Raw genomic sequence first — 12,224 nt, 5'->3', positions numbered from 1 at the left:
TCGAGCCGTACCAGGGGGCGGCCCAAGGATGAAAAAAAGTCAGAAACTGTTCAGCGCCAGCTTGCTGGCGCTGGCAATCAGCGGATGTGCGGTTACCAGCGAACCGATCGAGCGCAGCATCAGCGAGGAGCGCGCGCGCACCGACCTGGTCAGTATGTTCAAGGACCAGGAGCCGCTCAACGGCCCGCTGACCCTGCACCAGGCCATGGCCCGGGCGGTCAAGTACAACCTCGAATCACGCCTTAAGGTCATGGAAGAAGCCCTGGCCAAGCGCCAGGTCGACCTGGCGCGCTTCGACATGCTGCCACGCATGGCCATGGAAGCCGGCTACGCCGGGCGCAACAATGTCAGCGCTTCGAGCAGCCAGAGCGTGCAGACCGGCACCCAGTCCCTGGAGCCGTCGACCTCCCAGGACCGCGACCGTGAAGTGGCGGACCTGACCATGGTCTGGAACGTCCTGGATTTCGGTGTCAGCTACGTCAGTGCCAAGCAGCAGGCCGACCAGCGCCTGATCCTCCAGGAACGGCGCCGCAAGGTCATCCACACCATCACCCAGGACGTGCGCTCGGCCTATTGGCGGGCGGTCGCGGCGCAGCGCCTGCTGACCCAGATCGACAGCCTGATGGGCCGCGTGGCCCAGGCCCGGGACAACAGCCAGCACATGAGCAGCCAGCGCATTGGCGACCCGGTGCAGTCGCTCAGCTACCAGCGTGCGTTGATCGAGGCGACCCGCCAGCTCGAAGAGCAGCGCCGCGCGCTGTCGCTGGCCAAGACGGAACTGGCGGCGCTGATCAACCTGCCGCTGAACACCGACTTCAGCCTGGCGCCGGAAGAGGGCTACACGGTGCCGCAGTTCAAGGGCGACTTCACGCGCCTGGAGCAACAGGCCCTGGCCAGCCGCCCGGAACTGCGCGAGCAGGACTACCAGGCGCGGATCAGTGCCGCCGAAACCCGCAAGGCCATGCTGCGCCTGCTGCCGGGGCTGGAGTTCTCGGCCGGCGGGCACTACGACAGCAACTCCTTCCTGGTCAACCAGAGCTGGGCGGATTACGGCGTCAAGGTGACCTGGAACCTGTTCAACGTGCTTTCGGCACCGGCGGCCATCAAGGTCGCCAAGGCCGGCGAAGACGTCGCGGCGGCGCGCCGCCAGGCGATGTCGATGGCGGTGCTGGCGCAGTTGTACGTGGCCAACGCCAACTACAACGAGGCCGCACGGCAGTTTCGCACCAGCGAAGAGCTGGCGGCACTCGACGGGCAGATCGCCGAGCAACTGCGCAACCGCTACCAGACCCAGAACATTGGTGAGCTGGAGCTGATCCAGGGCGAGCTGAACAACCTGCAGACACAGTTGAAGCGCGACCTGTCGTATGCCGAATTGCGTAATGCCTATGCGCAGTTATACGTCAGCTCCGGTACCGACCTGTTGCCGGACACCCTGCCGGACGGCAAGTTGGCGACCATTGCCTCGGCGCTACAAAACAGCGAGGCGCGCTGGGCACAGTGAGGCGATGCCTGGGTTCAGGGGCAGGGCCCGATCGCCTGGCCTTGCCAAAGCGCCCAGGCTGTCTCCCAACCCTGCTCGTGGGTTGCAGCCGGGATGATCACCCGTTGATTGCACCGGCTGGATGCCTGCGTGCCGCGAAAACTGGCGCTGATCTCGGCGCTGATCACCTGGTCGCGGCCGCCCAGCAGATGGCGCTGGGGCAATGCTACAAGGCGTTGGCGATAGACCATCGGGTCGAGCGAACCGTTCAGGGGCGACAAGCCTTTAAGCTGTACCCATAAGCCTGGATCAAGATTGCCGGCAAGGGTCTGGATCTGCGCGACATCGTCCCGTTGCGCGGCCAGCAGCACGGCCAATGCCGCACCACCTGAATAGCCCACCAACTCGAACTGGCGATTGCCAACGCGCTGCTTGAGCCGGTCCAGGGCCTGGCTGAGGCTGGTCACCACCTCCTGGGAAAAACGCCGATCGGTCCACAGCGCCGCCGTGCAGCCTGCAGCCGAGACAAACTGGCAGGGCCGGGCAAGGTAGGCGTTGGGGGCTGGATCATTGATCGCCAGGCGCGCCACCAGCAGGTTGCGCGGGCTGGGGTCGAGGCTCGGCTGGCTAGCCGTGGCCCAGGCATGGCCGTCGCCCTCCAGGTACACCCGCAGGCGCTCGGTGGGGCGTTGCTCAGACGGCGGCAAGAGGACCAGCGGGAATGCCTGGCCCGGCACGATTTGTACGTGGCGACCGTGCTGTTCAGCCAGCTCCTGCAGCGCTTGAAAGGGGGATTGGCAGGCACCAAGAAGGGCGCTGACCAGCAGCGCCCCCAAGGTTCGACCGACGCCGGCCCACGGGTGTGGGCCGGCAAGGTGTTGACTCATCAGAAGTCGTAACGGACTTTCGCCGAGAACACGTCGGCATCGAAGCCCGACTTGCCGATGTAGTCGTAGTTGACGCCCAGGGTTACCGCGCCCAGCTTGTAGTCGGCGCCCACGCCGGCTTCATAGCTGTCACGCGCCGCCTTGGCACCGCTGGTCACGAACGGCGTGCTGCCGAGCAGGAAGGTCGAGGTGCTTTTTGCTTCGTCAGCGGCGAAGTCGTGATACGCCATCAGCTTGGCTTGCGGCTCCAGGGTACCGGCGCCCAGGGCGACGCTGCCGGCCACGCGCAGGCCAGCACCGAGCTCGATGGCTTCATAGCGCTGGTCTTCGACTTTGAGCGCTGCCGAAGAGCCTTTTTCACGGTAGCCGTCGATGTTGACCAGGCTGTAGCGGGCCGCCAGGCGCGGTTCGACCAGCACTTGCGGGTTGATGTGATAGGTGTAGCCACCGACCAGGTTCAGGCCCAGCAGGTCGCTGTCGTAGTCGGCCTTGGCTTGGGTGCCGGCAATGCTGCGCTTGCTCTGGTTGTCGTTGAAGCCGTAGGTCAGGCTGGCATCGACGAAGTAGTTGCCGTGCTCGAAACCGCCGTAGAGGGTGAAAGCATGGCTGTCGACTTCGGTCTGGTTGCCGCTTTTGCCGTTGACGTCGGTGTTGATGAAGCTGTACGCCAGGCCCAGGGTCAGGTTGTCGTTGAGCTTGCCATCGGCACCGACGGCGATACCGCGGCTGTAGGCGTTGTAGCCGGCCACGCCGTCACGCAGGTCCTGGCTGGCATCGCTGTACAGCGACTGCACCCAGACGCCAGCTTCCTTGAAGCCTTCACCCGAGGAGGCGCCGCGCAGCGAGCTGGTGCGGCTGCCAGTGACGTTGCTGACCAGGTTCTGGCTGGTGGTGGCCGCCTGGGTCGCGCCGCCGTTGGTTTCCGGGGTCAGCTCGGAGGCCAGCTTGGCGACCTGGGCTTCGTCGGCGTTGAGCAGCGCCTGCTTGAACGGGTCGTTGTTGGCCATCTTGCTGATCATGCCGTCGGCGGTCAGGCTGCCCAGGGCTTTCTGGCTGTTGGCCGAGCCCCCCTGGTTGGTGATGATCTGTTCGACTTCTTCCTTGCCCTTGCCGGTGACCACGGCCACCACCTGGTTGTTGTCGACGGTGAAGCTGTCGACCTTGAGCAGCGCCGAGCTGCTGACCAGGTTGAGTTTGCCATTCGGGTCGACTGTTTCGCCGTCGGCGCCCAGCAGTTCGATCTGGCCGGCTTGGAGCAGGGTGTAGCGGCTGCCATTGGCGTTGAAGTCTTCGCCCTTGGCCGCCAGTTGCAACTGGGCGCCCTGGCCGAACTGAGTGGTGCCGCTGACCTTGAGCACGGCGCGGTTGGCGTCGGTGGCGCTGCTCAGGTTCAGGCCCAGGGCCGAGTTGCCGGCGACGTACAGGTTACCGTCGATGCTGGTGTGCGGGGCTTCGAAGGTCAGGGTGGTTTTCAGGTCTTCGCTGAGGCCGCCGACATCGATCCAGCCGCCGTCTTTCATGCGGATGTTGGCGCCGTCAGCGCGGCTGTCGGTACCGGTGAAGGAGGTGTCGCCTTCGATCTCGATGTTGCTCAGGTCGATCAGGTTGCCGACGATGACGCTGCCTTTGCGCAGGATCAGCTCGACCGGGCGGTTGCTTTGCGAGGCGTCGATGGCCTCGTCGGCAGAAATGATCGAACCGCTGTTGAAGATGTTGAAGTCGCCTTCGGTTTTGTACCAGGGCTGGGCACCCGGGCTGTCGAAGTCGCTGAAGCCGATGGCGATGGCGGCGTCTTCGGCGCGGATGGTGCCGGTGTTGACCAGGTGGTTGTTCATGCCGGTGAAGCTGGCGCCGTCGATGCGGATGCCCTCGGCGTCGTCGCCATTGGCAATGATGGTGCCGTGGTTCTCGATGCCGGCCAGGTCGACCATGTCGGTGTACATGCCCGAGCCGCTGGTGGTGGCGTCGATGCCGGTGGCGCCGGCGCCGGTGACCTCGATCAGGCCGCGGTTGATGACCTTGCCGACGATCTCGCCGCCTTCAAGGTTGATGCCTTTGGCATCTTCGCCCTTGGCGATGATCTTGCCGCTGGCGGCGTTGAGCAGGTCGCCCTTGATCACCGACGAGCCGGAGAAATCCACGGCGCGGGCAACATCACGGCCGCCGTCGTCGCTCAATGGCGCACCTTCGGCGTACAGCAAACCTTCGTTGATGACGCTGCCGCCGATCTTGGCCGGGTCGATCATCAGCGCGTTGGCGCCACCGCCGATGGCAGAAATACTGCCCTTGTTGATCACGTCGCCGCCAACGCTGTTGGCCACCCACGGCTGCGTACCTTCCCACACGTCCATATCGACGCCGCCGGCGAAGTCGCCGGTGCTGTTGATGGTGGCGTTGAGAATCAGGTCTTTCTCGATGCTCGAGCCATTGAGCTCGATGGCATCTTCGTCGCTGCCGCCGCTGTAGGCGCCGTTGATCTCGAGGTTGCCGCTGTAGCGCTGGTGCTCGCTTTTGAAGCCGGCGTTGGTCAGTTGCACGGTTTCAGCGAGGGCGGGCAGGGCGGTGGCGGTTACGGCCAGGGCGAGCAGGGTTTTGCGGAACATCACGGGGGTCACGGTTCATTCCTTTAGCGGCGTTTTAAGTGCTTCGCTTCCGTGCGGGGCTGGACCTTGCGCTGACAAAAAGACAGGGCCACGCAGAAGAGCGCGGCGATGGTAAATTAGTTGACGTCAAAATGATATCATTTGGCTATACCAGTGCTATTTGACCCGGAACGGTTGCGCCGCCATGAACGCCACCGGCAGCAGCGGCACGGCGAGGATCATCAACACGCCATCCGCAGTGACAGTGACCGGTGTCAGCAGCACCTGGGTGACCTTGCTCTTTTCTCTGTAGGCCGAAACCTGAAGGGTGTAGGTGCTGTTCAGCGTGTTGCCCTCCAGGGCGCTGATGTCCTTTCTCGCCTCGAATCGGCTGCCTTGAATTTTGTAGCGACGCACCAGGGCGTCCTGTTGCGTTGAGACCACAAAGCCCAGCGCTTTTGCCTCGTTGATCTCATGTGCCTGGAGTTGCGCAAGCCCGGGAATCCTGAGCTCGAACTCGCCGTCCAGGGTTTCATACATGCTGACGTGAACCGGCAGAAACTCGGCCTGCATCCTGGCATGCAACCCTGAGTGAATCGCCTGCAACAGCGCGGGTTCGACGAGGATGAAGTAATGGTACTTTTTGCCCAGCACCACAAAGCTCTTCTGGTCTGCCGTCACATAGAGCTGGCCAACCTGCTCGGTATAGACTTCATCGCTGGCTCGCGGCTCGTACAACTTGCTGGTCAGGCAGCCACTGATGCTGGCGATGGCCAGTGCAGACACTGCGGCCCTGAGCAATCGTGACCTGGGTGGGGGCTTGTGCATGTTTTATCCATTCCATGGAGGGACGTTGGTGGATCATAACCTGCAAGTGGTGCGATAGCGTCTAACAAACTGCGCAAGGCACGCCCGCCACAACAGCGGGCCTGCTGCATGGGTCAGAGCTTGGGCAGTTGCCCGACACGCCCCATCATTTCCGTCACCACCTGCAGGTCCAGAAGGAACTGCTCCACCGTCTTGAACTCGTTGTCGTTATGCCCGGTGTACTTGACGTCGGGCATGGCCAGGCCGAACTGCACGCCGTTGGGCAGTTCATGCACCGAGGTGGCGCCTGCGGAGGTGCCGAATTCGTGCTTCATGCCCAGGTTCTCGCTGGCCACCGCCAGCAGCGCCTTGACCCACTCGCCCTCGGGGTTGCGGTACATCGGCTCGGCGATCGAGTAGTCGAAGGTCGGGCTGATGTGGCTCTGCTTGCTCCATGCATCCAGCTTGCCGGCGATTTCGCTCTTCAGGGTTTGCGGGCTTTTGCCCTTTGGCACCCGCAGGTTGACCGCCAGTTTCAAGGCTTTGTCATCGAGGCCAACGTAGGTCAGCGAGGTGGTCAGCGGGCCCATGAAACTGTCGGAGAAACCCACGCCCAGTTTGCCGCCCAGGTAGTCCAGGCCCCAGTTGTCGGCGGCGTAGCGAGCGGCGTCGGTGATGTGGTTGTGTTTGAGCGCAACCTTGCCATCAAGGCCGTTGATGAAGCCGAGCATCCGCGCCACCGGGTTGACCCCGGACTCAGGTTCAGAGGAGTGCGCCGAGACGCCGGTGACGGTCAGCTTTACATCCTTGCCGTCGGCCTTGGCGCTGACCTCGAAATTGCCGCCATTGGCCTTGACGTACTCAGCGCCGGCTTTTTGCAGGCTGGCTGCCAGTTCGGCGGGCTTGTCGGTCACCAGGGTCGCCACCGAAGTCGAAGGGATCTGGTTGGTGGCCAGCCCACCGCTCAGGGTGGTGATTTCAGCGCCGTTGCCTTCGCCTGCGCGGCGGGCAAAGCTGGCCATGACCGTGCCGTAGCCTTTCTCGGCGATCACCACCGGGTAGCCACCGTCCAGCGCCAGGTTGTAGTTGGGCGTGGGGTTGCGTTCGAAGTAGTAGGGGATGGCGTCGCCGGTGGTCTCTTCGGTGGTGTCGACCAGCAGCTTGAAGTTGCGCGCCAGTGGCAGCTTTTCTTCCTTGATGATCTTCATCGCGTACATCGCCACGACGATGCCGTTTTTGTCGTCTTCGGTGCCGCGGCCGTACATGCGATCGCCAATCAGGGTGACCTTGAACGGGTCAAGGCGGGTGCCGTCCTTGAGTACCCAGTTCTCTGGCGTCACCGGTACTACGTCGGCGTGGGCGTGGATGCCGACCACTTCATCGCCTTTGCCTTCAAGGGAAATCTCATAGACACGGTTGTCGATGTTACGAAAGTTCAGGTTGAAAGCCTTGGCCAGACCTTTGATCTTCTCGGCGATCTTGATGAACTCGGGGTTGTCATGCTGCTCGACGCCGTCGACCCGGAAGGTCGGGATGGCCACCAGCTCACGCAGGGTCTGGGTGGCCGCATCGCCGTACTTGACCCGCGCATAGATGCCCAGCAGGCGATGGATTTCGTTCTGTTGTTCAGCCGTCAGCTGCTGGTTGGCGAGGAAGGCGGCGATGCTCTGGTCGAGTTTGTCGGCCTTGCCGAGTTCGCTTTTCGCCACACTGGCGAGGAACTGGCGGAAGTCCTTGACCGAAGTGTCGCTGAAGCTTTTGAGAATGGCTGCGCTTTGCTGTGGGGTGAGGTTGGCATAGGCAGGCGTGGTAATCGATGCCAGGCCAGCCAGCATCAAGGTGGCCGCAGCCAGTTTTTTCAGGGCGAAATTCATTGCGGGGGGCATTCCTTTGCAGGCAAATAATGAGAAAGGATGGGTGCAACAAAACATTTCCAAGCTACCACCATGAGGGCCTGGTACGGGAGTGCCTGAAGTGGGATGTGTCGCACAGAAACGTAAAAGCGACGCAGAAACGAAAAAGCGTCGGGAGGGAATGGCGTGGAGTTTTCAGTCAGCCGCGCACGGCTCGGCATCGAAGCAGGCCTCCAGTGCCTCGATGTCATCCGGGCGGGGCAGGCTGATCCGGTGCGTCAACGACAGGGTCATGGCATCGGTATCGATGTGCAGGGTGTCGGTGAACAGGGGCAGCGCCAGGACTTCGCCACTGCGCAGGTGCATCAGCACGAAGGGCCGGTGCGCGGGCAGTTCGACGCAGAGTTGGCCGTTGTGGCCCAGGGCTGGAGCCGTGAGGTTGAACAGTTCGATGCGCAGCCTGGCGGGAAGAAAGTCAATTTGCTGGTCGATAGGGGCAGCGTTCCAGTAGGCAAAGTCGAAGTCGGCGGGTAGCCCGGGCCAGGGCTTTGCCTGCCAGGCTTTGTTATAGGTACCGGCCAGGGCCAGGCGTGGTGCCCAGTCCCGGCCCACCACCCCGAAGCCTGCCGGGCAGTAACCGTAGGTGGCCGATAGCTGGGCCATGTCGGCCGCACTGATATCGCCGTCCGGGTGGTGAGTGATGTGCAGGTGGGTCACCGGCCGCTCGAGTGCTTCGATTTGCGGGGCTGCCAGGCGTTGCAGTGGCGTTTGCAGGGACCAGGCGTGCTTTTCGTGACGCTTTTCGATCCAGCCCCGGCCCAGAGGGTTGCTGTAGCAGACCTGATGGAGCAGGTAGGGCTCGGCGCTGGTGCCCGGGTAGCCGGGGTTGGGCAACACGCTGCTACCGCCAAAGGCATACTCCCAACGCAGCGGCACGCAGGTGGCAGGCTCCGCGGCAGACAGGCGCCAACCGCTGAACAGACCGTGTTCAAAGTAGCGCGGGCCGCTGAAACGCAGCTGTTTGTCGAGCAGGATGTCGCCCGCGGTTTCGCCCTGGGGCGCACTCAAGCGGATGCCGGCGGTCCAGGACGTTGCCGGTTCGCCGCCGGGGGCGTGGGCATGGCCGTTGACGATCACATCGCAGCGCGGTTTGAACGGCGCCAGGTCGCTTTCTTCATAGACACTGCTGCGGCCTTGTTCACCGAAGTAGCGATCGGCGGCGCAGAGCAGGGCCGGTTCCTCAGCCATCACTTCGGCACTGCAGTGCCCCGGCTGGCCGGCAATCGGCAGCAGGCGATAACCAACCTTGATGACCACCACGGGATGTTCGTTGCCCCGCGGGTCGAGCGCGCTGAAACACACCGCGGCAAAGGGCGTCTGGTTGTGAAATTCCATCGTGGGTCCTTGAATTGATGTCGACATCCTTGCCGTTGATTGGGGTAGCGCCCTGAGCCTGAGCCTGAGGCTGCAGGGGACGCGTCAGGGGAATCTAGGTGGGTGGGGCTTGGTGCCTCAAGAGACGAGATGGAAATCAGACACGTCCTACATAGCTCTTTGCTTTTGTCTGTCAGATATGTCGGATGAGATCTGGATTTTTGTTGACTAGGGGCTGTTTCTTTTACGGGCATCAAGGGGCCGTCCGTGATTCCAGGTCCAGATCTTCCGGCCATTTCACCTTGGGCGCGAGGCGCCGGGCGAGATTGCCTGGCCCGAGGCAAAATCGTCACCGTCGTAATCGTGCTGTTCGCAGCATAAAAAGGCCGGCGTGCGGCAGGCCCCGGCGTAGGCTCGGCCGGCACCGTCGATGATGCGCTGGAAGCTTGCCAGCTGCTGGTCATAGCGCTGCTGGAACTTAGCGCGTTGCTGCTCGTTGTTTTCGTTGGACAAGGGTTGGGAAGTGCACCGGTAATAGATGGGGAAGGGCGGCTGGCAACGCAGCCCGCAAGTCCACGCTTGCAAGGCTCATTCGATGCCTGCCTTTTCGATGGACTTGGGGAACTTCGGCTCATAGCACAGCAACAGGGAAACCCAATGGCCGAAGGCGTGGATCACGATCAGTGGCAACAGCAAGCTGTAAACGAGCACGAACACCCACAGCGCAGGGGTTTTTATCAAACGGCTGTCCAGGCGCCAGACGGCCATGAACGAACGCCATGGCCAGGGGAACTTGCCAATCAGCTTCGTCGGTTTGGGTGCGGCTTCAGGGCCTTCATCCATATAACGACGGATATATTCCCAGAACGCCAATAACTCCGAGGCATTGCGGGTAGGTCTACCCACCAGGGTGACTTCGAAGTCATCCTTCAAATTGCCGTCGGCGTCCCGTACGGACCGGGTTTCCTTGTCCCAGCCCAACATGACAAAGCCGCCGGTGCCTTCCAGCTCGGACATGTTCGGGTCAATGCAGACCTCGGCCGCGTCCCAGTCCAGCGCAACGATACCGCCCAGGTGCTTGGGACGGAGCAGGTAGACCTTGCGGGTGATGCGGTTGAAGCGGACGATCAGTCTACGAGCGGTAAAAAGTTCGAGTCGGAGGTAAGGGGCAACATGTTTAATGTAAAAATACAGGGTTGTTGCAGGAATTGCTGGTATTACCCACATGAATGCATAGTCAAGTGAGTTTAATTGTTCGTCAGTTTCTGAGAAGGCAGATATGTAATAGCCTCCAATGTAATAAAGTGATGACATTAACATGCAGAGTGGTAATGCGCCGCCGACGCCTGGGATTAAAGTGATCAGTCCGCGTTTTTCATCGTTGGGAGTGCGTGCGTCTATGTATGTGGGAGTATAAGAGTAAAAGGATAGGTTGTCCGAAATGGTACTGGATACCCGCTGGGTAACTCGAATCGGTAGCAAGGTTTTGGGATTGGTTTTTTGGTTGCTGGTATCTTTTGTTAATGTGTTGTGGTTTACTTTTTTGCGCCCGTCGAACAGGACCCATTCAAATATGTACATTGGAAAGTGCTCTCTATGGCGTTTTGGTCGCGGCTTGTACGTTCTGCTTGGGCTGTAGCGAGTGGTTGTTGCAGTCAATGATCACCAAGTAGCAAGTCTCACAGGGGCGATAGGGTCAACCAAAACCAGACGACTTTTTCGCCGTCGATGGTCGGCATAGGGGCCTCGTATTCGAAAAAGCGCTTGCTGCCAGTTTTGTACTCACATACCCATGTTCCAGGATATGGACACAGTGACCCACTGAGTACACGAAGCCCGAAGCCAAGCCAGCGCCAGCGCACAATCTGATCTGCATGAAGCGGGAGCAGATCATTCACGCGCAGTTCGCATGACACGCACGGGTCGCTCTCAAGTTCCCAGCGCCCTGCGCGAGGAGCTGGCTCATGGCTGTTGGCGTAACGAGCCGGTTCCGGCGGGGTCTGGTCGGGGTCGCGCTGCCAGATAACAAAGCCGTCATCCGACTCATTGCTCAAGTGGGGCAGGATGTCCCCCTGTTCAAACACTCGGCGGCTGTCCGCCTGGCCGACCATGCGCCAAACCCCGGCTTGGAGGCATGGCATACCGGCGACGGCGCATGCCGGTGCAGGGGGTAGAGTGCACGTCTTCGTCGGCAGCGCGCCAACGCGCATGAAGGGTGTAGGCCAGTCGCTGTCGGCATCAAAGCGGCCCATCCAGCGACGGCCGTCCGCGTCAGTGAAGCGCTCGTTGGGATCGCCGTCCCATTGACCAAATCCCAATAAGCCCAAGTCGTCGTAGCGAATGGGCTTTAACAATTTGTTCAACAGCATTGGCAACTCAGGCACGCCATACTCGGCGGGATAGAGCTCCGGTTGTTCGCCCAGTTCGATCCATAGGCCGCATTGCAATTCGGTGATACTGATGCGCGGATGCGCCAGGGCGTTGTGCACTTGCTCACGCGTCAGGTCAAGTTTCTCGCGCCAGGGGTCGGCGAGCAAAAAGGCCCACGTGGGCGGGCGAATGCCGTCGAGTAACTCGTTGTCCATCCCGTACGGGTAATCGATATCCAAGCCGTAGAACGCAGGTGTCAAGGCGCGCTCCCAGGTGGTGACGGCGGCACGTGTGCCGAACTCCAGCGGGTTGGCCATGGCAAAGCCGCTATAGACCTGGTCGGCTTTGAGCCGGTCGATGGTCTTGAGCACAAATGTGCGCCACGCCTCGCGGTTGTCCAGCCACCACTGCCAGCGGTAGTAAAAGACAATCGATGAATAGGCTGTTTTCCAGTCGGCCGCTTTGAACTTGCTGCGCCAAAAGTAGCCGGCCGTCGTCGGTGAAGAGGCATGGTTTTCTTCATCGGTGAACTCGAAGACAAAGTATTCGTACGGCTCAGTCTTGCTGGCCAGTTTTCTAAGGTCAGGGCGGTGCAATGCATCATAGCGACGAGGGCGTGCAGCGGCGCCGTGCATGAAGATGCTATAGGGGTACCCGGCCAGCTGTTCAAACTCCTCGTGAATATCAACTAACAGTGCTGAAATTTCTTTGTTTTCTTCTTCTTTGGGTAAGAAATAGAAGGTTGTAAATGGGCTGATACTGTGCCGAGCCTCATCTGTCCCCCAATATGAATTTGGCCACTCCTTGAGTAAATCAATAAAGTCGCGGCGCTCTTCGTCATCAAATAGTTCGTGCGTAGTGCTCATGG

Annotated in this window: 9 protein-coding genes; 1 reads left to right on the top strand and 8 read right to left on the bottom strand. The window is 61.2% G+C overall.

Features of this window, described 5'->3' with window-relative positions; translation table 11 throughout:
• Nucleotides 1-28 precede the first annotated feature (28 nt).
• A complete protein-coding gene (locus LOY34_RS15280) occupies nucleotides 29-1,504 on the top strand; it encodes a TolC family protein (protein WP_045194002.1) in 1,476 nt (491 codons plus the stop codon).
• Nucleotides 1,505-1,518: 14 nt separating this feature from the next.
• On the opposite strand, the gene LOY34_RS15275 is transcribed toward LOY34_RS15280, so the two are convergent.
• The 8 genes from LOY34_RS15275 to LOY34_RS15240 all read right to left on the bottom strand — a co-directional run bounded on the left by LOY34_RS15275 (nucleotide 1,519) and on the right by LOY34_RS15240 (nucleotide 12,222).
• Nucleotides 1,519-2,370, bottom strand: a complete 852-nt coding sequence (locus LOY34_RS15275; protein WP_195884374.1) for an alpha/beta hydrolase — start codon at nucleotides 2,368-2,370, stop codon at nucleotides 1,519-1,521.
• Nucleotides 2,370-4,985, bottom strand: coding sequence for an autotransporter outer membrane beta-barrel domain-containing protein (locus LOY34_RS15270; RefSeq protein WP_408980882.1), 2,616 nt, complete (start codon nucleotides 4,983-4,985; stop codon nucleotides 2,370-2,372). Before LOY34_RS15270 ends, LOY34_RS15275 begins: the two co-directional genes overlap by 1 nt.
• A 144-nt stretch (nucleotides 4,986-5,129) precedes the next feature.
• On the bottom strand, nucleotides 5,130-5,780 hold the full coding sequence (locus LOY34_RS15265) for a hypothetical protein (RefSeq protein ID WP_195884373.1): 651 nt from the start codon (nucleotides 5,778-5,780) through the stop codon (nucleotides 5,130-5,132).
• A gap of 113 nt (nucleotides 5,781-5,893) precedes the next feature.
• The gene (locus LOY34_RS15260) at nucleotides 5,894-7,633 is read right to left on the bottom strand and encodes a dipeptidase (protein WP_195884372.1); all 1,740 of its coding nucleotides are present in this window, start codon (nucleotides 7,631-7,633) and stop codon (nucleotides 5,894-5,896) included.
• Between the two features lie 174 nt (nucleotides 7,634-7,807).
• Nucleotides 7,808-9,007, bottom strand: a complete 1,200-nt coding sequence (locus LOY34_RS15255) for a DUF2169 domain-containing protein (protein WP_258663464.1) — start codon at nucleotides 9,005-9,007, stop codon at nucleotides 7,808-7,810.
• A 276-nt stretch (nucleotides 9,008-9,283) separates the two neighbouring features.
• The gene (locus LOY34_RS15250) at nucleotides 9,284-9,499 is read right to left on the bottom strand and encodes a hypothetical protein (RefSeq protein ID WP_195884370.1); all 216 of its coding nucleotides are present in this window, start codon (nucleotides 9,497-9,499) and stop codon (nucleotides 9,284-9,286) included.
• Between the two features lie 75 nt (nucleotides 9,500-9,574).
• Nucleotides 9,575-10,567 carry a DUF6708 domain-containing protein gene (locus LOY34_RS15245; protein ID WP_195884369.1) on the bottom strand — a complete coding sequence of 331 codons (993 nt, stop codon included), beginning with the start codon at nucleotides 10,565-10,567 and terminating at the stop codon, nucleotides 9,575-9,577.
• Nucleotides 10,568-10,665: 98 nt separating this feature from the next.
• Nucleotides 10,666-12,222 (bottom strand): DUF3396 domain-containing protein, encoded by a 1,557-nt coding sequence (locus LOY34_RS15240; protein ID WP_258663460.1) that lies wholly within the window; start codon nucleotides 12,220-12,222, stop codon nucleotides 10,666-10,668.
• Nucleotides 12,223-12,224: the final 2 nt, after the last annotated feature.

The sequence above is a fragment of the Pseudomonas sp. B21-009 genome, from assembly GCF_024749345.1.
GTDB lineage: Bacteria > Pseudomonadota > Gammaproteobacteria > Pseudomonadales > Pseudomonadaceae > Aquipseudomonas.
This window is presented reverse-complemented; position numbering and strand designations above follow the sequence as displayed.

Coding starts and splice junctions, on each gene's coding strand:
- LOY34_RS15240 (WP_258663460.1), bottom strand. CDS start 12,222: ATGAGCACTACGCACGAACTATTTGATGACGAAGAGCGCCGCGACTTT.
- LOY34_RS15255 (WP_258663464.1), bottom strand. CDS start 9,007: ATGGAATTTCACAACCAGACGCCCTTTGCCGCGGTGTGTTTCAGCGCG.
- LOY34_RS15265 (WP_195884373.1), bottom strand. CDS start 5,780: ATGCACAAGCCCCCACCCAGGTCACGATTGCTCAGGGCCGCAGTGTCT.
- LOY34_RS15260 (WP_195884372.1), bottom strand. CDS start 7,633: ATGAATTTCGCCCTGAAAAAACTGGCTGCGGCCACCTTGATGCTGGCT.
- LOY34_RS15245 (WP_195884369.1), bottom strand. CDS start 10,567: ATGTACATATTTGAATGGGTCCTGTTCGACGGGCGCAAAAAAGTAAAC.
- LOY34_RS15280 (WP_045194002.1), top strand. CDS start 29: ATGAAAAAAAGTCAGAAACTGTTCAGCGCCAGCTTGCTGGCGCTGGCA.
- LOY34_RS15275 (WP_195884374.1), bottom strand. CDS start 2,370: ATGAGTCAACACCTTGCCGGCCCACACCCGTGGGCCGGCGTCGGTCGA.